23 protein-coding genes are annotated in these 24,682 nt (G+C 65.2%); 13 read left to right on the top strand and 10 right to left on the bottom strand.

What is annotated here, in order from left to right; all coding sequences use genetic code 11:
• The first annotated feature begins 5 nt into the window (after nucleotides 1-5).
• The 8 genes from E8Q40_RS06145 (at nucleotide 6) to E8Q40_RS06110 (ending at nucleotide 8,045) form a co-directional block, all read left to right on the top strand.
• On the top strand, nucleotides 6-1,115 hold the full coding sequence (locus E8Q40_RS06145; protein ID WP_137043545.1) for a class I SAM-dependent methyltransferase: 1,110 nt from the start codon (nucleotides 6-8) through the stop codon (nucleotides 1,113-1,115).
• 144 nt (nucleotides 1,116-1,259) lie between these two features.
• Nucleotides 1,260-2,027, top strand: coding sequence for a peptidoglycan editing factor PgeF (pgeF, locus tag E8Q40_RS06140; protein WP_137043544.1), 768 nt, complete (start codon nucleotides 1,260-1,262; stop codon nucleotides 2,025-2,027).
• Between the two features lie 118 nt (nucleotides 2,028-2,145).
• Entirely contained in the window at nucleotides 2,146-2,856 is a 711-nt protein-coding gene (locus E8Q40_RS06135; RefSeq protein ID WP_137043543.1) for a hypothetical protein, read from the top strand.
• 242 nt (nucleotides 2,857-3,098) lie between these two features.
• Entirely contained in the window at nucleotides 3,099-4,070 is a 972-nt protein-coding gene (locus E8Q40_RS06130) for a ribose-phosphate pyrophosphokinase (RefSeq protein ID WP_137043542.1), read from the top strand.
• A 112-nt stretch (nucleotides 4,071-4,182) separates the two neighbouring features.
• A complete protein-coding gene (locus E8Q40_RS06125; RefSeq protein WP_137043541.1) occupies nucleotides 4,183-5,193 on the top strand; it encodes a metal-dependent hydrolase in 1,011 nt (336 codons plus the stop codon).
• A 412-nt stretch (nucleotides 5,194-5,605) separates the two neighbouring features.
• Nucleotides 5,606-6,106 (top strand): YbjN domain-containing protein, encoded by a 501-nt coding sequence (locus E8Q40_RS06120; protein ID WP_137043540.1) that lies wholly within the window; start codon nucleotides 5,606-5,608, stop codon nucleotides 6,104-6,106.
• A gap of 141 nt (nucleotides 6,107-6,247) precedes the next feature.
• The gene (gene proC / locus E8Q40_RS06115) at nucleotides 6,248-7,129 is read left to right on the top strand and encodes a pyrroline-5-carboxylate reductase (RefSeq protein ID WP_137043539.1); all 882 of its coding nucleotides are present in this window, start codon (nucleotides 6,248-6,250) and stop codon (nucleotides 7,127-7,129) included.
• Nucleotides 7,130-7,325: 196 nt separating this feature from the next.
• Nucleotides 7,326-8,045: a TetR/AcrR family transcriptional regulator gene (locus E8Q40_RS06110; protein WP_137043538.1), complete on the top strand. Its 720-nt coding sequence runs from the start codon at nucleotides 7,326-7,328 to the stop codon at nucleotides 8,043-8,045.
• Nucleotides 8,046-8,140: 95 nt separating this feature from the next.
• Here E8Q40_RS06110 and E8Q40_RS06105 read toward each other — a convergent pair whose 3' ends face one another.
• Genes E8Q40_RS06105 through E8Q40_RS06095 form a run of 3 tightly spaced genes read right to left on the bottom strand, consistent with a single transcriptional unit; the run spans nucleotide 8,141 to nucleotide 10,884 of the window.
• Nucleotides 8,141-9,595 carry an ATP-binding protein gene (locus E8Q40_RS06105; RefSeq protein WP_246663016.1) on the bottom strand — a complete coding sequence of 485 codons (1,455 nt, stop codon included), beginning with the start codon at nucleotides 9,593-9,595 and terminating at the stop codon, nucleotides 8,141-8,143.
• On the bottom strand, nucleotides 9,592-10,299 hold the full coding sequence (locus E8Q40_RS06100) for a response regulator (protein ID WP_137043537.1): 708 nt from the start codon (nucleotides 10,297-10,299) through the stop codon (nucleotides 9,592-9,594). The genes E8Q40_RS06105 and E8Q40_RS06100 overlap by 4 nt, the downstream gene beginning before the upstream one ends.
• Nucleotides 10,300-10,320: 21 nt before the next feature.
• Nucleotides 10,321-10,884: a MarR family winged helix-turn-helix transcriptional regulator gene (locus tag E8Q40_RS06095; RefSeq protein WP_137043536.1), complete on the bottom strand. Its 564-nt coding sequence runs from the start codon at nucleotides 10,882-10,884 to the stop codon at nucleotides 10,321-10,323.
• 276 nt (nucleotides 10,885-11,160) lie between these two features.
• On the opposite strand from E8Q40_RS06095, the gene E8Q40_RS06090 reads away from it, so the two are divergent.
• From E8Q40_RS06090 to E8Q40_RS06070, 5 genes are all read left to right on the top strand, one after another.
• On the top strand, nucleotides 11,161-12,054 hold the full coding sequence (locus tag E8Q40_RS06090; RefSeq protein ID WP_137043535.1) for a branched-chain amino acid aminotransferase: 894 nt from the start codon (nucleotides 11,161-11,163) through the stop codon (nucleotides 12,052-12,054).
• A gap of 152 nt (nucleotides 12,055-12,206) precedes the next feature.
• Nucleotides 12,207-13,709 (top strand): AAA family ATPase, encoded by a 1,503-nt coding sequence (locus E8Q40_RS06085; protein ID WP_137043534.1) that lies wholly within the window; start codon nucleotides 12,207-12,209, stop codon nucleotides 13,707-13,709.
• A gap of 208 nt (nucleotides 13,710-13,917) precedes the next feature.
• Nucleotides 13,918-15,126, top strand: coding sequence for an MFS transporter (locus tag E8Q40_RS06080; RefSeq protein ID WP_168197747.1), 1,209 nt, complete (start codon nucleotides 13,918-13,920; stop codon nucleotides 15,124-15,126).
• Nucleotides 15,127-15,263: 137 nt separating this feature from the next.
• Nucleotides 15,264-15,950 (top strand): RraA family protein, encoded by a 687-nt coding sequence (locus E8Q40_RS06075; RefSeq protein WP_137043532.1) that lies wholly within the window; start codon nucleotides 15,264-15,266, stop codon nucleotides 15,948-15,950.
• Between the two features lie 33 nt (nucleotides 15,951-15,983).
• On the top strand, nucleotides 15,984-16,871 hold the full coding sequence (locus E8Q40_RS06070) for a DMT family transporter (RefSeq protein ID WP_137043531.1): 888 nt from the start codon (nucleotides 15,984-15,986) through the stop codon (nucleotides 16,869-16,871).
• Here the strand turns inward: E8Q40_RS06070 and E8Q40_RS06065 are convergent.
• The 7 genes from E8Q40_RS06065 to ybgF all read right to left on the bottom strand — a co-directional run bounded on the left by E8Q40_RS06065 (nucleotide 16,845) and on the right by ybgF (nucleotide 24,547).
• A complete protein-coding gene (locus tag E8Q40_RS06065) occupies nucleotides 16,845-17,444 on the bottom strand; it encodes a hypothetical protein (RefSeq protein WP_137043530.1) in 600 nt (199 codons plus the stop codon). The two genes, E8Q40_RS06070 and E8Q40_RS06065, sit on opposite strands and share 27 nt — an antisense overlap.
• Before the next feature lie 32 nt (nucleotides 17,445-17,476).
• Nucleotides 17,477-17,788, bottom strand: a complete 312-nt coding sequence (locus tag E8Q40_RS06060; protein ID WP_137043529.1) for an AzlD family protein — start codon at nucleotides 17,786-17,788, stop codon at nucleotides 17,477-17,479.
• Complete coding sequence (locus tag E8Q40_RS06055) at nucleotides 17,781-18,509, bottom strand: AzlC family ABC transporter permease (protein ID WP_137043528.1); 729 nt, start codon at nucleotides 18,507-18,509, stop codon at nucleotides 17,781-17,783. The genes E8Q40_RS06060 and E8Q40_RS06055 overlap by 8 nt, the downstream gene beginning before the upstream one ends.
• Nucleotides 18,510-18,615: 106 nt before the next feature.
• Entirely contained in the window at nucleotides 18,616-19,989 is a 1,374-nt protein-coding gene (locus E8Q40_RS06050; protein ID WP_137043527.1) for an esterase-like activity of phytase family protein, read from the bottom strand.
• Between the two features lie 146 nt (nucleotides 19,990-20,135).
• On the bottom strand, nucleotides 20,136-22,061 hold the full coding sequence (gene ftsH, locus E8Q40_RS06045; protein ID WP_137043526.1) for an ATP-dependent zinc metalloprotease FtsH: 1,926 nt from the start codon (nucleotides 22,059-22,061) through the stop codon (nucleotides 20,136-20,138).
• A gap of 139 nt (nucleotides 22,062-22,200) precedes the next feature.
• Entirely contained in the window at nucleotides 22,201-23,292 is a 1,092-nt protein-coding gene (gene tilS / locus E8Q40_RS06040; RefSeq protein ID WP_137043525.1) for a tRNA lysidine(34) synthetase TilS, read from the bottom strand.
• Nucleotides 23,293-23,326: 34 nt separating this feature from the next.
• Nucleotides 23,327-24,547, bottom strand: coding sequence for a tol-pal system protein YbgF (gene ybgF / locus E8Q40_RS06035; RefSeq protein ID WP_246663015.1), 1,221 nt, complete (start codon nucleotides 24,545-24,547; stop codon nucleotides 23,327-23,329).
• Nucleotides 24,548-24,682: the final 135 nt, after the last annotated feature.

The raw sequence follows: 24,682 nt of genomic DNA, 5'->3' as shown, positions 1-24,682 counted from the left end.
CGACCATGAACGACGCCCCGCACGCACCGACGCCGCTCGAAGCCGAAATCCGCCGGCGCATCGAAGCGGCCGGGCCGATGCCGGTGTCGGAATACATGGGCCTGTGCCTCTCGCATCCGCAGTACGGCTATTACGTGACGCGCGACCCGCTCGGTGCGCGCGGCGATTTCATCACCGCGCCGGAAGTGAGCCAGATGTTCGGTGAACTGATCGGCATCTGGATGTCGGCGGTGTGGAAGCAGATGGGCGCTCCGTCGCGCGTGCGCATCGTCGAACTCGGGCCCGGCCGCGGCACGCTGATGAAGGACGCGATGCGCGCGGCGCAAGTCGTGCCGGCCTTTCGCGCCGCCGTGGTGCTCGATCTCGTCGAAATCTCCCCGGTGCTGCGCGAGCAGCAGCAGCAGACGCTCGCCTCCACCAAGATCGAGACCCGCTGGTACGAGTCGATCCGCGATGTGCCGGACGGGCCGGCCATCATCGTCGCCAACGAATTCTTCGACGCCATTCCGATCTCGCAGGCGGTGCGCGCCGAGGATGGCTGGCACGAGCGCTGCGTCGGCATCGGCGAGGACGGCCGCTTCGCCTTCGTGCTCGCCCCCGAGCCGATGAAGCACATCGACGTACTGCTGCCGAAAGCGGCGCGCGAGGCGCCGATCGACTCCATCTTCGAATGGCGCAGTGACAATGCCGCGATCGATCTCGGCCGCCGCGTCACGCAAGGCAGCGCCGCGCTGGTGATCGACTACGGCCATTCGGAAACCGATTTCGGCGACACACTGCAGGCCGTCGGCAAGCACGCTTATGCCGATCCGCTGCGCGAGCCCGGCGAAGTCGATCTTACCGCGCATGTCGATTTCGAGCCGCTGACACGCGCCGTCGAACTGATGGGCGCCAAGGGCTACGGCCCGATCACGCAATCGCGGCTGCTGCGCGCGCTCGGCATCGAGACGCGCGCCGCGACGCTCAAGGCCAAGGCGACGCGCGCCCAGGCCGCCGAGGTCGATCTGGCGCTGGCGCGCCTCGTCGGCATCGGCCGTACCGGCATGGGCGACCTGTTCAAGGCTGCCGCTTATGTTGCATCGACGCTGCCGCCGCCGCCCGCCTTCGAGCCGTGATCGCGTTAGCGTTTTTGATACGAGTTTTGCCGGTATCTTCCATGCTCTCCGTGGTCGCAATTGCGACATATTCGGCTCTAACGGTTATCGGGACGCTGGATTGATGCCTGCACATCGATCCGGATCACGGGGGACATTCGCACGATGCTGCAAGCCGCTTCGATTGCCGCCCTGCCCGGCATTCGCCACGCATTCTTCACCCGCAATGGCGGCGTGTCACAGGGCGTCTATGACAGTTTGAACGGCGGCGTCGGCTCGAGCGACGCGCCGGAGCACGTCGCTGAAAACCGCGCCCGCATGGCGCTGGCACTCGGCGTCGCGCCCGAGCGCTTCCTCACGCTTTATCAAATTCATTCGCCCGACGTCGTCGTCGTCAACGAACCATGGGCCGCCGACAGCCGGCCACGCGCCGATGCGCTCGTGACCCGCGTGCCGGAGCTGGCGATCGGCGTTTCGACCGCGGACTGCGGCCCGCTGCTGTTCGCCGACAGCGAGGCGCGCGTCATCGGCGCGGCGCATGCCGGCTGGCGCGGCGCTTTCACCGGCATCATCGAAGCGACCATCGCCGCGATGGAGAAACTCGGCGCCTCGCGCGACACCATCGCGGTCGCGCTCGGGCCGACCATCCGCCAGCCCAATTACGAAGTCGGGCCGGAATTCGTCGCGCGTTTCGTCGCCGCCGATATCGACAACACCCGGTTCTTCACCGATGCCGAGCGTGAAGGCCACGCCATGTTCGATCTCACCGGCTATATCGCCTCGCGGGTTGAACAGGCCGGCATCGTGAATTTCGAAGATCTCGGCCTGTGCACTTATGCCGAGCCGGAGCGCTTTTTCAGTTTCCGCCGCGCCACGCATCAAAGCGAGCCGGATTACGGCCGCCATATCAACGCCATCGCGTTGCATGAGTAGCGAGCGCGGTGGCCCGTTAATCATTCCATTAACGGACAATTAACCACACTGGACTTGACGCGATCAGCGACTAAACTCGCCGCCGGCCGAGGGGGATTGGCCGGGTTCAGGGGGTTCGATGCTGGTTCGCCTTCTCGTGCGCACGGTATTGATCGGATGCGTCGCCAGCGGCGTCGCCGCCTGCAAGCAGGACGGTCCGGCGAACCTCGCCTTGCAACAGCCGCGCGGCGCCTCCGTCGCCTTCGACACCATCGACGGCCTGCCGCGCTCGCAATTCCAGACTCTGGTCGAGCGGCTCAACGACGAAGCGCAGTCGCGCCGGCTGGCGGTGGTGTCGCGTGAAGGCACCTCGGCCTACCGCGTCCGCGGCGCTCTGACCGCCACGGTCAAGCGCGGCCAGACCACGATCGCCTGGACCTGGGATGTATTCGATGCCACCCAGAAGCAGGTGCTGCAGATCAAAGGCGAAGAGACCGGCGCCGAGCCGACGCGGAAGGTCGATGAGGCCTGGAAGGTCGCCGACGACGCCATGCTCAAGCGCATCGCCCAGTCGAGCATGGACAAGCTCTCGGCGTTCCTGACATCGCCGGACGTGGCTCCGAATATCGCCGCGGCCGCCGCTCCGGCCCTGGCGTTCGACAACACCTCGCCTGAGGCCGCCGGAATTTACCGCATCAACCAGACCCAGGCCGATCCGCTGCCGGCCGGGCCATCCGACGCGGCGCACGCCGCCCCGGAAACACCACTGCCGCAAAAACGGCCTGCGGCCGTGCATGCCGCTTCGCAGACCTCTCGGCCCGCACTGGCGCTTCTCGATAACGGGCTTTGAAAGCCGGCCGAAGCCGCGCAAATTCAGCCCATTAACCCTGCTCTTAGCCCCGCTCTTGCCCGGAAAAGACGCTGGACAAGGGACTTGGCCCGTATTGCCCGCCCCCCTCTGCCTTGTTATGACCTCCGCGCCCCAAGCGTGAAATTTCGTCGCACCCCGTGCCTTTGGATCCAAGGCCCGGCTTGCTACCGAAAGCGGCGTGTTCAAAGCCTCCGGGGCGCGCGATGTAACGAGGATGTGGGATGTCGGGTAAGAACGGTGCGATCAAGCTGGTCGCCGGCAACTCCAATCCCAGCCTCGCCGCCGCGATCGGCGACTACCTCGACACCACGCTGACCAAGGCCGTCGTCCGCCGCTTCGCCGACGGCGAGGTGTTCGTCGAGATTCAGGAAAACGTTCGCGGCGCCGACTGCTTCGTCATCCAGTCGACCTCGGCGCCGGCCAACGACCACCTGATGGAATTGCTGATCATCATGGACGCGCTGCGCCGCTCCTCGGCGCGCCGCATTACCGCGGTGGTGCCCTATTTCGGCTACGCCCGGCAGGACCGCAAACCGGGGCCGCGCACGCCGATCTCCGCCAAGCTGGTCGCCAACCTGATCACCCATGCCGGTGCCGACCGCGTCATGACGCTCGACCTGCATGCCGGTCAGATCCAGGGCTTCTTCGACATCCCCACCGACAATCTCTACGCCTCGCCGGTGATGGTGCGCGATATCAAGGACAAGTTCGATCTCGCCAATGTCATGGTGGTATCGCCCGACGTCGGCGGCGTGGTCCGCGCGCGTGGCCTCGCCAAGCGCATCAATGCGCCGCTCGCCATCATCGACAAGCGGCGAGAACGTGCCGGCGAATCCGAAGTGATGAACGTGATCGGCGAGGTCGCCGGCCACACCTGTATTCTGGTCGACGACATCGTCGACTCCGGCGGCACGCTGGTGAACGCCGCCGACGCGCTGCTCAAGAACGGCGCCAAGGATGTCTACGCCTACATCACCCACGGTGTACTGTCGGGCGGCGCGGTGGCGCGCATCTCAAAATCCAAGCTCAAGGAGCTGGTGATCACCGACTCCATCCAGGAGACCGACGCCGTCAAGGCCGCGCCGAACATCCGCGTGCTGCCGATCGCGCATCTCATCGGCGAAGCGGTGGCCCGCACCGCACATGAAGAGTCGGTGTCGAGCCTGTTCGAAGACCTGCCGCCGAAAGAGTGACGCTGAGGGCTGGGCAATCCGCCGCACCCGAGTATTGCCGCGTTTTCGTCACGCGAGCCTGGCTATACTCCGCCTAACCGCCACGCCCTCATAACGCCCTGCCGCCCGCATCATGGATTCGCTGACGCAAGCCGCACTCGGAGCCGCCATCGGCGTTGCCGTCATGGGCCGGCGGACAAAGCCTTGGAAAGCCGCGCTGGTCGGAGCCCTGGCGGGCACCCTGCCCGACCTCGATTCCTTCTACGATCGCGGCGATCCGATCAGCAACATGGTCCTGCACCGCGCCAACAGCCACGCGCTGTTCTGGCAGACGATTGCCTCGCTGCCGATTGCCGCGGTGACCGCCGCGGCCTTGCGCGAGTGGCGCTACTTCAAGCCCTGGTGGCTGACGATCTGGCTGGCGCTCGTCACCCACGCTTTGCTCGACTGGACGACGGTGTATGGCACGCAGCTCGGCCTCCCGTTCGCCAACACGCCTTTTGCGCTCGGCAGTATGTTCATCATCGACCCGCTCTACACGGTGCCGCTGCTGATCGGCATCGGCGTCGCCCTGGCGCTGCGCAACGTCCGCGGCTGGCGCTGGAACGTCGCCGGCCTCGTTCTCTCAACCGCCTATCTCGGGTGGAGCGCGCTAGCGCAGGTTCACGCCACCGGTGTGGCGCAGGAGAACCTGCGCGCGCAGGGCCACCAGGTCGAAAAGCTGCTGGTGACGCCAGCGCCGCTCAACACCGTTGTCTGGCGGATCGTGGCGATCACCCCGCAGGGCTATCTCGAGGGCTATTACTCGCTGCTCGACGGCGACCGCAAGATCGCCTTCGACCGTTTCCCGCGCGGCGAAGACCTCTATGCGCAACTGCGCGACAATCGCTTCGTCGATGCGATCGCCCGCTTCAGCCATGGCTTTTTCAAGATGAGCGAACGGGACGGCCGCGCCGTCATCACCGATCTGCGCATGGGCATGGAGCCGCGCTACACCTTCAACTTGGAAGTCGCGCAGCGCCAGAGCCCCACCTTCGCGCCTCTCTCACCGCCGACACGGTTTACCGACCGGCCCGATGCCGAGAACGGCCTGCCCTGGCTGTGGCGCCGGGCGCTGGGTGAAAAAGCGCCGCCGCCGCGCTGACGTCTTCGCTCGAAAACGCTCCTCTTGTCCTGATGCGTTTTCTTCACGCGAACCGGTTCCCACTTCGCTCGAAAACGCTATGGGTTGAGAACAAAACGGAATCAAATTCCGGCGCGGGATTCATCCCCACACTTATCCACGAAAGAGTCATCACACCGCAGCATTCTTTGTGGAGAGTCGACTCATGCGCCGTTGCTTCGCTGGCGCAAATCACGGCTCATAGGCTCACACGCTGCCTCTAGCGGCCTGAATCGAGTTGGTTATAGTCAAGTGACTCTGTGATTCGGTTTCGCCGTCAAGGCAGTCCGGTTCCCCGCGTAACACGATCGACGATGTCAGTTCGGACCTGCCCGGTCCGGAAGCGTGCGGTGCTGTGCGTATTGGAAGAGCCTATCTGGCAAGTGGAGACGCCATGTCCCTCTCGAACTACACCGACGATGTCCGCCACAATCCGCTCGACGTCGTCGAGCGCCTCGCGGCCGGCCACGACTGGTCGTTCGAGCGCGCCAGCGAGGACGAGATCACCATCCTGGTTGCCGGCCGCTGGGCCGAATACCAGCTATCCTACACCTGGATGCTGGATATCGAGGCGCTGCATCTGGCCTGCGCCTTCGACCTCAAGGTGCCGGAGCGCCGCCGCGCCGAAGTGCGGGCGCTGGTCGCGCTGATCAACGAGCGGCTCTGGGTCGGCCATTTTGACAACTGGGCCGAGGAAGGCCTGATCATGTTCCGCCACGCACTGCAATTGCCGGCCGGCATCGAGCCCGCAGGCGCGCAGTGCGAGAAACTGCTCGGCACCGCACTCGATACCTGCGAGCGCTACTTCACCGCTTTCCAGTTCGTGGTCTGGGCCGGCAAGAGCGCCAAGGAAGCCCTCGAGGCGGCGATGTTCGAGACCTCCGGCGAGGCGTAAGTTTCTTTCCCATCGGCCCAACACATCATCGTCATGCCCCGCGCAGGCGGGGCATCCAGCACTTCGCGGCATCTGCTATCATCGAAACACGTTAGAGCTGGATCATCCGCTTTCGCGGATGATGACACGGAGAGTGCGGCCATGGCCAAGCGCAAGACCAAAGCGGCGAGCAAAGCCAAGTCAAAATCCGCCACCAAACCCCTTGCCGCTTTCGCCGGTCCGCTGGTGCTGCTCGGCGCCGGCAAGATGGGCCAGGCCATGCTCGATGGCTGGCTCAAGCGCGGGCTTGGCGCGAAGAAAGTGATCGCGCTCGATCCGAACCCGTCGAAAGAAATCAAGGCCACCGCCAAGCGTGGCGTGAAGATCAATCCCAAGGCCGGACCGAAAGCGAGCGCCGATGCACAGGCGATCGTCATTTCTGTGAAACCGCAGATGGCACCGGATGCTGTGCCGCCGCTTGGGCTCCATGTCGGCAAGAACACGCTGGTCGTGTCGATCATGGCTGGGCGCACGATTTCCTTTCTCGAAAAGGCGCTGCCGCCCGGCACCGCCATCGTCCGCGCCATGCCGAATACGCCGGCCGCTGTCGGCCGTGGCATCAGCGTCGCGGTGGCGAACAGCCGCGTGACCACGAAGCAGCGCAAGCTCGCGACCGACCTCCTGTCCGCCATCGGCAAGGTCGAATGGGTCAATGACGAGGGGCTGATCGACGCGGTGACCGCGACTTCCGGCTCGGGTCCCGCTTATGTGTTCCTGCTGGTCGAAGCGATGGCCAAGGCCGGTGCCGCGGCCGGGCTACCGGCCGACCTCGCCTATCGCCTCGCCCGTGAGACCGTCGCCGGCGCCGGCGAGTTGCTGCACCAATCGCCGCTCGATGCCGCCACCTTGCGGCAGAACGTCACCTCCCCCGGCGGCACCACCGCCGCCGCCCTGAATGTGCTGATGGCGCCCGGCGCCTTTGACAGACTGCTGACCGAAGCCATTGCCGCGGCGACGAAAAGGTCGAAGGAACTGGCGGGCTAAAAGTCGTCCCCGCGCATAGCCGTTCGAAGAACGGCGTTCTTTCAGAACGCCTTTGGGCGGGGACCCATAATCCCGGCCTTATTGAGAGCACACGGCGTATGGGCCCCCGCCTTCGCGCGGGCGACGGAGATTTGCCGCCCTCAAACCGTCGTCTTTGCGGCCCTAAAGTCCCCCGTCACAGCGAGGGAGTACGGCCATGGTCTACCGAACCCGCAGGCGCTCATCCGAACGCAAGGCTCTTGTGCCACCACCGCCGCGCGGCACCTCCGACCGCGACAAGGCCAAGGACGCGCTAATCGCGCTGCTGATGCAGCATCCATTCGAGGAGATCGGGCTTGCCGAAGTCGCCGGCCGCGCGGGCTTGAAGCTGACGGCGCTGCGTGCCGAATTCGGCTCGACGCTGGCGATCTGGGCCGCGCATGTCAAGGACATCGACAATGCCGTGCTGTCGGCCGACACCGCCGACATGGCGGAGGAGCCGTATCGCGAGCGGCTGTTCGACGTTGAGATGCGGCGCCTCGAGGCGATGACACCCTATCGCGAGGCGACGCGCTCGATGATGCATTCCGCACGGCGCAATCCGCCTTTGGCGCTGGCACTCAATGCGCTGGCGGTGCGCTCGCAGACGTGGATGCTGGAAGCCGCCGGCATTTCCACCTCGGGACCGCGTGGTGCCCTGCGCGCGCAAGGCGCCGCGATCATGTTCGCCAGGACGGTGAAGGTGTGGCTCGACGCCGACGATGACGTCGCCAATGACAAGGCCATGGCGGTGCTCGACAAGGGCCTTATCAACGCAGAGCGCTGGGACGGCTTCATGCGCGACCTCTGCGCGCTGCCGCGCTGCATCCTGCGCGGACCAAGGCCGCGGCGGCGCCGGCCATTGGATGAAGGCGCGGCCGAGGCGAACGCGGCTTAAGACCCACTCCGGTCATTCCCGCGAAAGCGGGAATCCAGCTCTTGCTTCATTGTCAGTAGAAAAGCTGGGTCCCCGCCTTCGCGGGGACGACGAGTTTACACCGGCACCTTCACGATCGCGCGCAGGCCGCCGAGCGGTGAATCTGCGAGCGTGATGTCGCCGCCATGCGAGCGCGCTATGTCACGGGCAATCGCAAGACCGAGGCCGGTGCCGCCCTCGTCGACATTGCGCGCATCGTCGAGCCGCAGGAACGGCTTGAACACCTCCTCGCGCTGGTCGGCCGGAATGCCCGGGCCATCGTCATCCACCGTCACGGTGAGATAGCGGTGATCGCGATGGCCGGTGATGGCGATGGCATTGGCGTAACGTGCCGCGTTCGACACCAGATTGCCGAGGCAGCGCTTGAACGCCGCAGGCCGCACTGTGACGACCGGCGCGCCGTGGAAGACGACGGTGGTGCGATGACCATGGCGCTCGGCATCGTCCTTGAGCTCCTCGAGGAAGGCCGCCATGTCGGTCGGCGCCGCGCTCTCGCCGGTGTCGCCGCGCGCGAACGCCAGATAGGCCTCGAGCATGCGCGCCATCTCGTCGACGTCCTTCTTCATGGCGTCGATTTCCGGCGACTCGTCGAGCAAAGCCAGTTCGAGCTTGAAGCGCGTGAGGATCGTGCGCAGATCGTGCGATACGCCGGCCAGCATCGCCGTGCGCTGTTCCATGGTGCGCTCGACGCGCGCCTTCATCTCGATGAATGCGTTGGCCGCGCGACGCACCTCGCGGGCGCCGCGCGGGCGGAAGTTCGGCACGTCGCGGCCCTTGCCGAAGCTTTCGGCGGCGTCCGCAAGCTTGAGGATCGGCTTGATCTGGTTGCGCAGGAAAATGATGGCGACCGTGAGCAGCACCACCGACGTGCCGACCATCCAGATCAGGAAGATTTCGGAGTTCGAGGCATAGGCCGCGTTGCGCCGCGCCAGGACGCGCATGATGGTGTTGTCGAGCTGAACGCGAATCTCGACCTGCGACGACTTGCCGACGGTGTCGATCCAGAACGGCCGCGCCACCTGCTTGCGCAATTCCTCCGACAGCGCCTGATCGATCAGCGAAAAAAACGGCTTGGGTCGCGGCGGCGGCATTTCGCCGAGCGGCAGGAAATCGACGACCAGACCGAGGCGCAACTGAGCAATGCGGCGGAGCTGGGTCTGATCCGCATCCTGCGGATAGCTCTTGTAGATGTCGGCCAGTGCCGCGATGTCGGCGACGACGCCCGCGGAAAGGCGCTGCGTCACGACGTTCCAGTGGCGCTCCATGAATACGAAGGCGACCACGGACTGCAGGATCACCATCGGCAGGATGATGATCAGCACCGCGCGGGCGAACAGGCCTTTCGGCATGACACTGTTGAGCCAGCGCGCGAGGCGCCGCCAGCCGTCGCCGATCTTCTCGAGCTGGGCATGAATACGCCGGATCGGCGGGATCGAGTCGTACCACTCCCAGGCAGCGCGCAGGCGCGCCATCACGTGGCGAACGTTGACGCCGATATCGAGCGAAGTCATGTCGTGCTCACCAGCCGATAACCGATGCCGCGCACGGTCTGCACGAACAGCGGATTGGCCGGATTCTTCTCGATCTTGCGGCGCAGGCGGTTGACCTGGACGTCGACCGCACGCTCGGAGACCTGCTCGCCATTGCCGGCCAGCGCCATGCGCGACACCGTCTCGCCCGGCGAGGCGCAGAGAATGCGCAGCATCTCGCGCTCGCGATCGGTCAGGCGGATGACCTCGTCGCCGCGGCGCAGTTCGCCGCGCGCCAGATGATAGACGAAGGGTCCGAAGCGCACCGATTCGACCGGGGCTGGCGCCGGCGGCTGGGCGCGCTTGAGGATGTTGGCAATGCGCAGCGACAGTTCACGCGGCTCGAACGGCTTGGAGAGATAATCGTCGGCCCCCAAGCTCAGGCCCTCGATGCGGCTTTCGGCGGCGTCACGCGCGGTCAGCATCAGGATCGGCACGTCGGAGGTGCCGCGCAGCGACTTGGCGAATTCGAAACCGGTCTCGCCCGGCATCATCACGTCGAGGATGATGAGGTCGAAAGACAGGCCGGCGAGCTTGGCGCGCGCGTCGGCGGCATTGTCGGCGGTGGTGACGCGGAAGCCTTCGCCGGCGAGAAAGCGCGACAAGAGATCGCGAATGCGGCGATCGTCGTCGACCACCAGCAAATGCGGCGCATCGTCGGGGAGTTTAATGACCTTGGTGATCATCGGTCCTGATCCAAGCTCCGGTCATCCCCGCTTCACGCGGTCGGCGCGCGTGATGAGGCGAAGCACTTCCTCGCGGTTATCGTGGTCGATCATCGCGGTCAAAAAACGGCGCGCGGCATCGTGAGCGCCGGGCCCCAGTTCGCCGAAGGCGCGCTCGATGCGTTCGGTCTGCAACTGCGCGAGCTTGAGCGACAGCGCCTCGCCCTTGGCGGTGACATAAAGCAGGCGCTGGCGGCGGTCGTGCTCGCCTTCCTTCTGCAGCACGTAGCCCTGATCGACGAGTTGCTTGAGCACGCGGCCGAGCGACTGCTTGGTAATGTTGAGGATGTCCAAGAGGTCGGCGACCTTCATGCCGGGGTGGCGATTGACGAAATGCAGCACGCGGTGATGGGCGCGGCCGAAGGCGAACTTGGCGAGCACCTCGTCCGGGTCGCCGACGAAATCGCGATAGGCAAAGAACAGAAGCTCGATGATGTCCCAGGTCGGGCCCCTGGCCGCCGCGGGCGCGGCCGGACCGGCGTCCGCTGCGTCGGCAGTGTCCGGCTTGCCGGAGGAATCCTTGGCGCTACTATTTATGTCAGCCATGTTGACATATTTTGGTTTTATGTTACAAAAACCTCATTCAGGACGAAATGATCGTTCCTGAGGGCCTTTTCGGGACTGACCGGCGCGACCTGAAGGCTCGCACCGACCGACCGAAAACAGTCATACCGACTGTTGCCGGGTGACGCAAAGTGTTGGAATAAGCTTGCAAATCCGCCAGACCGGCGGCCGCCGCAAGGCGCGTTCAAGAGGCCGTTCCAACAGGCCTGTGCCGCTGGGACCGCGAGGTCCCGTCATGAATGAGATCTGGAGGAAGTTATGGCTGCCCAATCCTACGACAAGCTCGATGGCGTCATCTGGTATGACGGCAAGCTGGTCCCCTGGGGCGAGGCCAATGCTCACGTACTGACGCACGCCCTGCACTATGCCAGCGCGGTGTTCGAGGGCGAGCGCGCCTATGGCGGCCGTATCTTCAAGTCGACTGAGCATTCCGAACGCCTGAAGCGCTCGGCCAATATCCTCGACTTCGACATTCCATGGTCGGTCGCCGAGATCGACGCTGCCAAGCAGCTTGTCGTCGACAAAAACGGCAAGAAGGACGCCTATGTCCGTCCGATCGCCTGGCGCGGTTCGGAGATGATGGGCGTGTCGGCGCAGTCGAACACGATCCATCTGGCCATCGCGTCATGGGAATGGCCGAGCTACTTCGATCCGGAACAGCGGCTTAAGGGTATCCGTCTCGATCTCGCCGAATATCGCCGGCCCGATCCGAAGACAGCGCCGTCGCTGGCCAAGGCCGCCGGCCTCTACATGATCTGCACCATCTCCAAGCACCGGGCCGAGCGCAAAGGCTATGCCGACGCCATGATGCTGGACTGGCAGGGCCGCGTCGCCGAATGCACCGGCGCCAACATCTTCTTCGTCCAGGACGGCAAGATCCATACGCCGATCGCCGACTGTTTCCTCGCCGGCATCACGCGCTCGACCGTGATCGATCTGGCGAAAAAGCGCGGCTTCGAGGTGATTGAACGGCGCATCATGCCGGAAGAGCTCTCAAACTTCTCGGAATGCTTCATCACCGGTTCGGCCGCGGAAGTGACCGCGGTGGCGGAAATCGACAAATGGAATTTCAACCCGGGCGGCATCACCAAGACGCTGATGGAAGACTACACGGCGGCAGTGACGGCGCCGGGCAAGGCCGCGGCGGCGTGAGCTGACAATATCGACATGTACTGGAACGGCGCCCTCACGGGCGCCGTTTTCGTTTGGACTGCTTCTGTAGCCCGGATGAGCGAAGCGAAATCCGGGGCCAGTTTGACAAATCCCGGATTTCGCTTCGCTCATCCGGGCTACAAGAAAACGCCATGGACAGCACCGACCAACAGCCCGTCTTCGATTTCCTCGCCACGCGCGAGCGCGATGTTAAGCGCATCGACACCCATGCGGCGAGCGTATTCCTGTCGGGCGACCGCGCGCTGAAGGTGAAGCGCGCGGTGCGCTTCCTGTTCCTCGATTTTTCCACGCTGGAAAAGCGCAAGGCCGCCTGCGAGGCGGAAATCGAGGTCAACAAGCCTTACGCGCCGAAAATCTACCGCGGGGTCGTTGCCATCACGCGCGAGGCGGACAGCACGCTGGCGATCAACGGCAAAGGGACGCCGGTCGAATACGCCGTCGATATGGCGCGCTTCGACGAAACGCAGACGCTGGATCATGTCGCCGACCGGGACGACATCGGTGACGCCCTCGCCGACCGCCTCGGCCGCGCGGTGGCGCGCGCGCACAAGATCGCACCGGTCAAGCGCGACGCGAACTTCGTTGTCACGCTGGACGAGATCATCGCGCAGAACGACGCCGAACTCGGCGGCTCCGCCGATCTGTTCGAAGCCGAAGCCGTGAAAGCGTTGACGACGGCGAGTCGCGCCGCGCTTGACCGCCTGCGTCCCCTGCTCGAGACGCGCGAGCGCGACGGCTCTGTGCGACGCTGCCACGGCGATCTGCATCTCGGCAATCTGGTGCTGATCGACAATGAGCCGATGCTGTTCGATGCCATCGAATTCAACGACAAGCTCGCCATCATCGACCGCTTCTACGATCTCGCCTTCCTGCTGATGGATCTGATCGAACGTGATCTCGCGCCGGCGGCGACCATCGTGCTCAACCGCTATATCACCGAGACCGGCGAAGATAGCGATCTCGACGCGCTGGCTCTGCTGCCGCTGTTCATGAGTCTCCGCGCCGCGATCCGCGCCAAGGTGACGGCGGCGCGGCCGAAGCGCGACGCCGCGCTCGCGCAACGCGCCCGCGATTACTTCGCGCTGGCGCAAAGGCTGATCGCGCCGCCGCCGCCGCGCCTCATCGCCGTCGGTGGCCTGTCCGGCACCGGCAAGTCGGTGCTGGCCCGCGCGCTCACGGCGCATGCGCCGCCGCTGCCCGGCGCGGTCTGGCTGCGCAGCGACGTCATCCGCAAGCGACTCCTCGGCAAGGCCGAGACCGAGAAGCTGCCGCCTGAGGGCTATACGGCTGACGTTACGGCGCGGGTCTATGAGGCGCTGGGCGCGAGGGCCGCGCGCGTCATCGCCGCCGGCCATTCCGCGATCGCCGATGCGGTCTTCGCCCGCGCCGGCGAACGCGCCGACATCGAACGGGCCGCGCCGCAGAACTTCCACAGCCTGTTCCTGACAGCCGACCTTGAAACACGGCTCGCCCGCGTTGGTGGCCGGAGCGGCGATGCCTCCGACGCCGATGCCAAAATCGCCCGCGCGCAGGAGGATTACGACCTCGGCGATCTGAGATGGACCCGCGTCGATGCCTCGGGGTCGCCGGAGGAAACGTTGAGGAAGGCGTTGAGAGAGATGCCGAGCCCGTAGCCCGCATGGAGCGCAGCGAAATGCGGGATGCCGGCAAAAGAACCCGGATTTCGCTTCGCTCATCCGGGCTACCCGCACACCCGGTTCGCTCGTGCTGTAGCCATGCGCCCAGCGGCCCCCGGCCCCGCCCGCCGCAGCCGTGGCCATCCTCACTAAAACCATGCATAGCTTGGTTACCGCTTCGCTCTCCGCCGCCGGATTTCCGACCATGTCTGCCGCCCGAAAGCCAATCATGACGGCGCGCCAATGGGCGGTCGGGATCGCGGGCTACTTCTCCTTCATCAATCTCTATTCACCGCAGGCGATCCTGCCGTTGCTGGCCAGCGAATTCGGCACCGGCGCCGCCGGCATCGCCACCATCATGACGGTCAGTACGCTCGCCGTCGCGCTGACCGCGCCGCTGACCGGAACCGTCGCCGACGTGCTCGGGCGCAAGCGTGTCATTGTCACCGCAATGTTCATCCTGTTCATTCCGACCCTGATGTGCGCCCTGGCGACCAGCCTCAATGTGCTGATCTTCTGGCGCTTCGTGCAGGGGCTGGTGCTGCCGCCGGTGTTCGCCGTGACGCTGGCCTATATCGGCGATGAATGGGAGCCGCATGAGGTCACCGGCATTGCCGGCATCTATATGTCGGGCGCGAGCCTGGGCGGCTTCTCCGGCCGGTTCTTCACCGGCATCCTGTCCGACTTTTTCGGCTGGCGCCCCGCGATGATGGTCATCGCCGTCTCGACATTGGCTGGCGCCTTGGCGGTTCTGATATTGCTGCCGCGCGAGAAGAAATTCGTGCGCTCGGAAGGGCTCGCCGCTTCCGGCCGGCAGATGCTCCAGCATCTGCGCAACGGTCAGTTGCTGGCCATCTACGCGGCCGGCTTCGGCGTGCTGTTCTGCTTCATCCTCACTTTCACCTACATCAACTTCCGCCTCGCCGCCCCGCCCTTCAATCTGTCGCCGACCTGGCTCGGTGCGATCTTCGTCGTCTATCTGGTCGGTTCGGGCCTGGCGCCGACGGCAGGCTGGGCGGTCGGCCGCTTCGGCCGGCGCAATGTCATGATCACGGTGATTGGCATCTGGATCGGCGGCATCCTGCTCACTCTGGCTATGCCGCTCTGGCTGGTGTTGCTCGGCCTCGTGATCTGCGCAGCCTGCGGTCTGATATGTCAGGCAATCGCAACCGGCTTCGTCTCGATCACCGCCAAGGCTGGACGGTCGTCGGCGGTCGGCCTGTATGTCAGTTGCTTCTACGCGGGCGGCGCCTTCGGCGCGGCGGTTGGGGGCGTTGCCTGGACCATCGGTGGCTGGCCAGCTTGCGTCGCCACGCTGGTCGCGATGATGGTGTTCATCGCCATGATCGTGTTCTTCCTGTGGACACCGCGCATACCGCCAGCCCCGCCGCTCTCAACCGCCGATCCGCGCTGATTGCAATAGGTGGCCGCTGATCGAAATCCGGTTTCCCTCATCGATCGAATTGCATTAGCCTCCGGGCTCCGCGGCCGGGGCTGCACCAATAGCGCGGACAAAAAGCGCAGTAAGAAAACGACAAGGGCGGCAACATAATGGCTCCATCTCTTTCGACGACACAGCGCGATTTCCTCATCTCGATCGACACGCCGACGGTCTGCAATCTCATCGAGATCGTCGCTCCCGAGCGACGCGGCTTTGGCTACACCGTGCGCCACCTGCACTGCCCCTTCCCCGATTTGCCGCCGATGGTCGGTTTCGCCAAGACCGTGACCATGCGCGCGCAGGACCGCGTGCCGCTCGGCGAAGCGGGCTACATGGCCAAGCGTCTCGATTATCTCGATTACGTCGCCGCCGAGCCACAGCCCGGCATCGCGGTGATCCAGGACCTCGACGACATCGTCGGCTACGGCGCGTTCTGGGGCGAGGTGCAGTCCAACGTGCACAAGGCGCTCGGCTGTCTCGGCACCATCACCAACGGTTCGGTGCGCGACATTCCAATGATCCCCGACGGCTTCCAGATGCTGGCCGGATCGATCGCGCCCTCGCATGCTTTCGTCCACGTCGTCGATTACGGCGTGCCGGTGAACATTCACGGCATGGCGGTTCGGTCCGGAGACCTCATCCATGCCGACCGCCACGGCGCCGTGGTCGTGCCGCTCGAGATCATCGACGCCATGAAGGACGCGCTGGTCGGGCTCAACGCCAAGGAGGCCAAGATCATCGAGGCGGCCAAATCGGGTGCCGGCCTTGCGGCCATCAAGGCGGCGATGAAAGGCTAGCGTCCTCGCGTACTCCCTTCCGCCGGCAAGGCCATGACCACCAAGGATAGCGCCTCCTACGTCTTTCTGGCGGTCGTTTGGGGCTTGTCGTTTCTCGCCATGCTGCGCGGCGTCGAAGCCTTCGGCTGGGTGGGCGTCGTCACCTTCCGCTGCTTCGTCGCCGCGGCGACGCTGATCGTTGTCGCCGCCTTAACCGGCCGGCGCATGGATTTCAGCGCCGGCTGGCGGGCCTTCGCCGTAGTCGGCGCAACCACCGTCGCCGGCCAGCTCATTGGCCTGTCATTCGGCCTGCCGCTGATCGGCACGGCGATGTCCGCGATCCTGGTCGCCACCATTCCCCTGTTCTCGATGCTGATCGCGCGGTTCTGGGGCATCGAGCAGCTGACACGGCGCCACCATGTCGGCCTCGTGCTCGGCTTTGCCGGCATGGTGGTGCTGGTCGGCTTTCCGGCGGTGCCGTTCACGCCGTCCTTCGCGCTCGGCTGCGCTACGACCCTCGCTGCCTGCCTGTGCGCGGCCTATGGCAGCTGTTACGCCAGCTTCAGGCTCAAAGGCGTGAGTTCGTGGGATACGACCGCAGGCGCCTTTCTCGCCGGCGGCGTCATCACCTTGCCACTGATCTACTTCGTGCCGGTGCCAGGCACGCCGCAGCCGGTCGATTATCTCTATCTCTTCGTCCTAGGCGCCATCATGAGTGCGACCACCTATGTCCTGTATTTCCGGCTGGTCGGAACCATCGGCGCGACGCGGGCGATCAGCGTTGAATTCGCGGTGACAGTCGTGGCGGTGCTGGTCGGCGCGCTGATCCTGCACGAGCCCTTGTCGGCGGCGCAGATCGCCGGCGCTATTACTATCATCGCCGGCTGCGCGCTGGTGATCGGGCTGGTGCCACCGCTAAAGCGTAACCGTCGAATGCCATAGCGGCGCATAGCCGCGTTCGAGAACCTTGATGATCGACGGCGGCGTCAGCACATCGACGTCAATGCCGCGCGGGCGTCGCAACGCCCTGTCGTAGCCGGCAGGAGTCCAGTGCATGAGCTGCGTGCCGCGTACGGCGAACGCCTCACCGTTGCGCGCGATCATTGCGCCGTCCGGCAGCGTGTCGATGGCGCGGCGGTTGATCCGCTTGGCCCTGCCCTCGAGTCGTTCGCGATGCAGAATCGTGTCCATGTCAGGCGCCTTGTGTGCGCGCGGAAACAACGCAGCGAAGGCCTGCGCATCCTTGCGGCGGCACTCGAAGCATGGCCGGTGGCCGGCAGCGAAGGCCGTTACCTCATCGAGAAAGAACAATTCGGTGTAGAAGCGACCCCAGACATCGCGCTGCCGCCCCTTGAAATCGAGGGCGCAACAGATCCACTGCCGCGATGCCCAGCGGCGTTGGCTCAGCGTACGATCGTCACGGTGAAACTTGCCGCCACGGTTGCCGAACAAGGTGCCCCGCGCGGAGACGGCGACAAGATCGGCGAATGGCGTGACGCGGTTTTGAAGCGGCATGGCGGCAGTTTAATGCCGCGCGCAAGACGTGTCTAAAGCCCGTAGGCGAAGGCCGCCGCCGCCACGGCCGCACCCGCGACGACGGCGGCGAAGTCCTTGCGGACCACGATCATCACGATCAGGGTTGCCGTCAGGGCCAGGATCGCGCGCGGCCCACCCTGCACCAAAGTCGGCGCCACCGTCGCGGCGATGATCGCTCCCGGCAGCGCATCGAGCATGCGGCGCAGCCGCGGCCCGATGACGAAGCGCCCGATCAGCCAATAGCCGGTAATGCGCGTCAGATAGACGACGATCGTCATCAGCGCGATGACGACCAGGAAGCTGAAACCGTGCTTCTCAATCATCGTTGAGGGCCCCGGCAATACAGCCAGCCATGGCGCCGACGATGAGATACCAGAAGCCGCCGAGCAGATATTCCGTCAGCATCGCGGCCAGAGCACCGACGATCAGCCCCCAAGAGCGCCGCACGCCGCGCCACAGCGGCACCATCATGGCGACGAAGAACGCCGGCACCATCAGATCGATGCCAAATTGCTGCGGATTGCCGACCGCCGCGCCGGCGATGTAGCCCGGGATCGCCGTCGTCACCCAGACGACATACATCGTGATGCCGCCGCCGAGCAGGTAAGCCGGATCGCGCCCGCCATTGGAATGATAGCGCAGAGTCATCAGCCAGGACGGCTCGACGAGGAAATACAGCGTGGGATAAACCTTGTGCGCGGGCTGCCCGCCGAGCAGCGGCCGCAGCGTGGCCCCGATCATCAGATAACGGGCATTGATGAGCGCGGTGAGCGCGAGGATGCCGATGATGGCGCCGGCCGTCAGCACCTCCGGCCAACCGTCGAGCACGACCATCTGTACGACACCGCTGAAGACCGTGGCGCTCATCAGCAGCGTCTCGACCAGGGTCATGCCCTTGCGCGCCGCCAGGGTGCCGTAGGCCATGGAAAAGGCGGCCAGTCCCGGCACGAAGGGCAGCACGTCGGCCGCGCCGTGCCGAAAGGCGGCAAGGGTCCAGTGCCGGTCGGACTGAGGCTGTCTGGAAGGATTATCGGGCGGGGTCATTGTGGCCCCTGCTATCGCAACCCAACCGCGAGGAAAAGCCCCAAAGAAGAACGCCCGCCATGCGGCGGGCGTCCGCTTGGTGCAAGTGCCGTTGCAGCTCTGCGGCCTATTTGGCCCTCAGGAAGTCGGCGGCCTCGATCAGGATCAGCTCATTGTCATCCTGCTTACCGAGCGTACGGCCCGACGAGTACGGCAGGTTGTTGTCGTTGCCGACGACGATGTGGGTGGCGTCGACCACGTCCACGTCCTCGATGGTGACGAAGGGGAAGGTGAAAATGCCTTCCTTCGAACCCTGCTTCGCCTTGTTGTCCGGATCCTTGATCGCCAGCAGATCGATATGGCCGATCTTGCGGGCAAAGCCCCCGGTGTTGGCGTCGGTCATTTCGATCTTGTAGACGCGCTTGAGCTTGGCCGGCACATTGAAGCAATTGGGCTTGGCCGCGCCGCTGCAAGCCTGCGGCTGTTCGCCTTCGCCATTGTCGCGCTCCACGATGAGCCCGGTGGTGGCATCGACCATGTTGAAGTCGCCGATATTGTTACCGTTGGCTTCGAGCTTGTACTTCCAGAAGCGGCCGGTCCACTTCTGCGCGGTCACATCGAATTCGAGGATGCGCAGATATTCGCGGCCTTCGTCCGTTTCGAACGACTTGGCGGCCTCGTTCCACAGCGGCCCTTCGAGCAGCGGATAGAGGAAGCGACCGTCCTTTGACGCCGCCATGCCTTCATAGCCACGCGAGCGACGCACGTTGAACACCACCGCCCCGCCCGGCACCGCCGGCGTGGACACGGCGTAGTGGTCGGGCGAACGCGCCACCTTGCCGTCGATCATGGTTTCGAAGAAGACGTTGACCTTGCCGCTCTGGTCGATGCGGATGAGATAGGGACCGAATTCGTCGCCGATCCAGATCTGGTCGCCGATGATCTGGAAGCTCTCGACGTCGAGATCGGCGCCGGTGAGGTAGCGCTTCTCGCTGCCCTCGAGCGCGATTTGGAACGGCAGCTTCTTGTCCTGGTCGTTGATGAACACCGTGCGGACGAATTCGACCTTGCCGGTGACGAAATCGGGCTTGATCCGGTGCAGCATCAGCATGGCGTCCGGCGAGTTGACCTTGCTGCCGTAGCCGTTGTCCTGCAGCACCCAGAAGGTGCCGTCACCGGCCGCCTTGATGCCGGAGAAGCCCTGCACCGGCTGGCCCTTGAACGGCAGCTTGATGCCGGTTTCGCGCGCGGCGCCGGGCGCCGAGATGAACGAGGTGCCCATCACCGTGCCGACGGTGTCGATACGCTTGCGGTCGTTGTTGGTGAACTTGCCCGAGATGGCCATGTCGGCCGGCGCATCGGCCGGCGGATTGACGAAGGTGAGAGCCGGCACGATCGCGTGGCCGACGAGCTTGCCGGTGAAGGCCTGATCGGCGAGCGCGCCCGAAAGGGCCGTCGTCGTGGCGAGCAAGCTCGCCATCGCAGTCTGAACAAGTTTCATTGTCGCCTCCTGTGTATGACGCGAGGCGATCCTCATCAGGCCCGATTGTCAGAGCAGTATCGGTTCGATGAATGAAGTGTGACTGTCCACAAAAGCAAAACGCCCGCCTTGCGGCGGGCGTTGAGATCGTTTGTCGGCGTGAGACGTCAGGCCTGCGGCGCCGGGGCGACGTCGCCGGTCGGCGCATCGGGATTCTTGCGCGGCTTGCCGGCCGGCGGCACAGCAGAGCTGCGCGGCGTCACCGGCTCGATAACGGTCTCGCGCACCGGGCGGATGCCGTTGAGCAGGTCCTTGATCTCGTCACCGGTCAGCGTTTCGAACTCGAGCAGACCCTTGGCCAAAGTCTCGAGATCGTCGCGCCTCTCGGTGAGGACGCGGCGCGCTTCCGCCTGACCGGCCTCGACCAGCTTGCGCACTTCGGCGTCGATCTTGCGCGACGTTTCTTCCGAGACGTTCTGCTGGCGCGACACCTGATATCCCAAGAATACCTCGTCCTGATTGTCACCGTAAGCGACGGGACCGAGTTCGTCCGACAGGCCCCAGCGCGTCACCATCATGCGGGCGAGTTTGGTGCCTTGTTCGATGTCGGAGGCCGCGCCCGAGGTGACCTTGTCGCGGCCGAAGATCAGATCTTCGGCGACGCGGCCGGCCATGATAATCGCGAGGCGCGATTCCATCTGCTCGAGCGACATCGACAACTTGTCGCGCTCGGGCAACTGCATGACCATGCCGAGCGCACGGCCGCGCGGAATGATGGTCGCCTTGTGCACCGGGTCAGTCGCCTTGACGCTGAGCGCAACCAGCGCGTGGCCGCCTTCGTGATAGGCGGTAAGCAGCTTTTCCTCGTCGGTCATGACGAGCGACTTGCGCTCGGCGCCCATCATCACCTTGTCCTTGGCGTCCTCGAACTCGGCCTGCATAACCATGCGCTTGTTTCGGCGCGCGGCCATCAGGGCGGCTTCGTTGACCAGGTTGGCGAGGTCGGCGCCGGAGAAGCCGGGCGTGCCGCGCGCGATGGTCTTGAGGTTCACGTCCGGCGCCAGCGGCACCTTCTTGACGTGCACCTTGAGGATCGATTCACGGCCGACGACATCCGGGTTCGGCACCACGACCTGACGGTCGAAGCGGCCGGGACGCAGCAGCGCCGGATCGAGCACGTCGGGACGGTTGGTCGCGGCGATGAGGATGATGCCTTCGTTCGCCTCGAAGCCGTCCATCTCGACCAGCAACTGGTTGAGCGTCTGTTCGCGCTCGTCGTTGCCACCGCCCATGCCGGCGCCGCGATGGCGGCCGACAGCGTCGATTTCGTCGATAAAGATGATGCAGGGTGCGTTCTTCTTGGCCTGCTCGAACATGTCGCGGACGCGCGAGGCGCCGACGCCGACGAACATTTCGACGAAGTCGGAGCCGGAGATCGTGAAGAACGGCACATTGGCTTCACCGGCCACGGCACGGGCGATCAGCGTCTTGCCGGTGCCCGGAGGGCCGACCAGCAGCACGCCGCGCGGAATGCGACCGCCGAGGCGCTGGAATTTGCCCGGGTCGCGGAGGAATTCAACGATTTCGGTGAGGTCCTGTTTGGCCTCATCGACACCGGCGACGTCTTCGAACGTTACGCGGCCATGCGCTTCGGTGAGCAGCTTGGCGCGCGATTTGCCGAAGCCCATCGCCTTGCCGGCCCCGCCCTGCATCTGCCGCGACAGGAAAATCCACACGCCGATGAGTGCGATGAAGGGCAGCCACGACACCAGCAACGACACGAACCACGGCACGTTGTCGGTGAGCGGGCGGGCGGTGATCGAGACGCCCTTGTTATAGAGCTTCTGCACCAGACCCGGATCGTTCGGCGCATAGGTCTGGAACGAGGTGCCGTTGGCGAAGGTGCCGCGGATTTCCGGGCCCTGGATCACGACATCGCGGACGCGCCCCTGATCGACCTCGGAGAGAAGCTGTGAGAACGAAATATCCTGAGCGCTGGTACGCTGGCTGGGGTTCTGAAACAGCGTGAAAAGGGCAAGCAGCAGAAGGACGATAATCACCCAGAGGGCGAAATTCCGCAGATTGGCGTTCATCGGACGTTCCTACCCGCGCGCAGAAGGGACAGCGCCGCGGCCTGTTCTGTTACGAGACACGGACGGGCTCGCCCCACACGCGTCTTAGCCAATGTAGGCACCCCGTCCCCGCAAGGAAAGGGCTCGATTCTCACATATTCTAGCGCGATTTCGCAGGCTTGGCCCGCTTGCCGGCCGCCTTGGTTAAGGCATTTCGCACGCCCCGGCCAACCCCGGAGCGGCGTGGCGGAGCTGTTTCGACGGTGAGACGACCTTTTTGCAGCGTCACCAAGGCGCCAGCCAGGGTTCTGCGCCACGGGATACCGGCCGCCAGAGCCACCGTGAGGGCCTCCGTCAGAGCCTCTAGTTTGCCGAGTTCGACCGGTCCCTCGGTACCTACGGCACCGATTGCACGCTGCATCAGGCGGACCCGGATCTCGTCCGGCGTGCGCGCCAGCGCCGCAGCCTCGAAGCACAGGGATGGCCCCGACCCGCGAGCCGCAAGGCCGCGCCAGACGATGTCGACGATCTGCTCCAGAGCCGCGTCGGCGCGGCCGGCCCGGCGCGCCAGTAGCGCCAGCCGCGCGGCGTCGAGACCCTCGCTCGCCAGCTGCGGCATCAACCCACGCAGCCGCGCGCGCGTGAACGCGGCGTCGCGGTTGGTCGGGTCGTCAGCGAAGGCGATGTTCGACTTTGTGAGCGTGGCGATCAGCCGCAGCTTCGCGGTGTCGAGGAAGGGGCGGACGAGCAGCACGGTATCGTGGCCGGGCACACCGGACGTTCGCTGCATTGCTGCCAGCCCGGTGATGCCGCTGCCGCGCGAAAGCCGCATCACCACCGTCTCGGCCTGATCGTCGAGCGTATGGGCGGTGAGGATGTGGGAAGCACCGGCTTTGCGCGCCGCCTGCGCCAGCAGGCGATAGCGGGCCTCGCGCGCAGCACGCGGGATGCCCTTGGCCGGTTTGTCGCCGCGCCAGCGCAAGGTGCGATGCGCAAGGCCGAGTTCTCTGGCAAGCCGGGCGACGTCGCGCGCTTCGCGTTTCGATTCAGCGCGCAGACCGTGATCGACGGTGACCGCGATCAGGTCGGGCCCACGCTTCAACGCCTTGCGCCAGCGCGCGGCGAGCACCATCAGTGCCGTCGAATCCGGACCGCCCGACACGGCAAGCACCAGCGCCTTCGCCGCTTTGAGATCGGCGAACAGCGCCTTTGCTTCCGATTGTGAGATTGCCGTGACGTTATCGCGCGGCATGACCGCTCTCGAACCTCAAAGGTATCGAGAAAGTCTAGCACTTCACGCGCGTGATTTCCTGCTCGACCGACTTCTTCACATTGGCCGGGGCCTTGGGATATTTGCGGCCGACCTCGGAGAGCGTGGCACAGGCCGCGTCCTTCTGCTTGAGCGCGGCCAGCGACTGGCCGAGCCGCAGCAGCGCGTTCGGCGCGCGCGCCGACTTCTCGTGCTTGGTCGAGACGGCGAGAAAGCTCTGTGCCGCGTCGCGAAACTGCTGGCGCTGATACTGGCTTTCGCCGAGCCAGTAATAGGCGTCCGCCACGAGAGCTTCGTTCGGATACTTTTTCAGGAAATCGCGGAAGGCCTGTTCGGCCAGCGCGTAGTCCTTGTGGAGCAGATAGCCGTAAGCGAGGTCGTATTCGTCCTGCGGCTTGGCCGAGGGCGGCAAAGTCGCGAGGCGCCCGGAAACATCGCGCGGCGGATTGGACGATGGCGCAGCAGCGGGCACGCCGAGGGCCGGATTGGCGCTGGCGACTTGGCCGGGGGCAGCGCCTGCCGTTTGACCGGCATCGACCACCGGCGACGGCGACGGCGCAGGATTGCCGGACAAAGTCGACAGATCGAGCGGCTGGCCCGCCGCGCGGCCGTTCGGCGCTCCGACCGGTGCATCGGCACCCGGTTCGGCCGCGACGATCGGCGCGGGCGCGGCCGAGGCAGCGGAGCCGAGCGGGCGCGGCGCGCCGGGGGCCTGCGGGTTCTGCGATGGATCGAACACATCCGAGCGGCGGCCGGGCTGTTGCTGGGCAGGTTGCGACGGCTGCAACGCGCCGGGCACGCCGGGACGCACAACCGGCAACTGGCCCGGCGGCACCTGCGGATTCTGGTTGTTCGGGACAACGGCCGGCGCTTGAGCCGGCGGCGCGACACCGCCCTGCAGGGCGCGCACCTGCTGCTCGAGCTGCTGGTTGCGATACTGCAACTGCTCGATGGTGCCGGTGAGCTGCCGCAGAGCATTCTCGATGCGATCGATACGCACCGCCAAATCGTTGGGATCGCCATCGCCGCCTGACATGGCCTGCGGCTGTTGCTGGCGCTGCTGGCCGCCCTCGCCGCGGCTGAACAGGTTGTCGAGGAAGTTACCGCCGCGGTCCTGCGCGTGCGCCGAATAGAACGCAGTGAACAGGACGACTGCGACCACCACGGCAGCCAGCATAAAACGAAACAAGGTGCCCGCCGTCAGCGGGGCATGGGGAGTTTTTGGGTTGTTTTTCATCGGCTCATTCGTCGGCCAGACGGCCGGTCACTGGCCCTTGAACGCGGGCCCTCGGGCTCCCCTTACCGGGGAGCGGGGCGTTCCCCTACCATAGCCAATCGAGTGCGACCAGATTGTGGCCCGCCCACGGCTGTT

The organism is Pseudolabrys sp. FHR47, assembly GCF_005153485.1.
GTDB lineage: Bacteria > Pseudomonadota > Alphaproteobacteria > Rhizobiales > Xanthobacteraceae > Pseudolabrys.
Note: the sequence above shows the minus strand (reverse complement) of the source record. Positions and strands in the feature narration are given on the sequence as shown.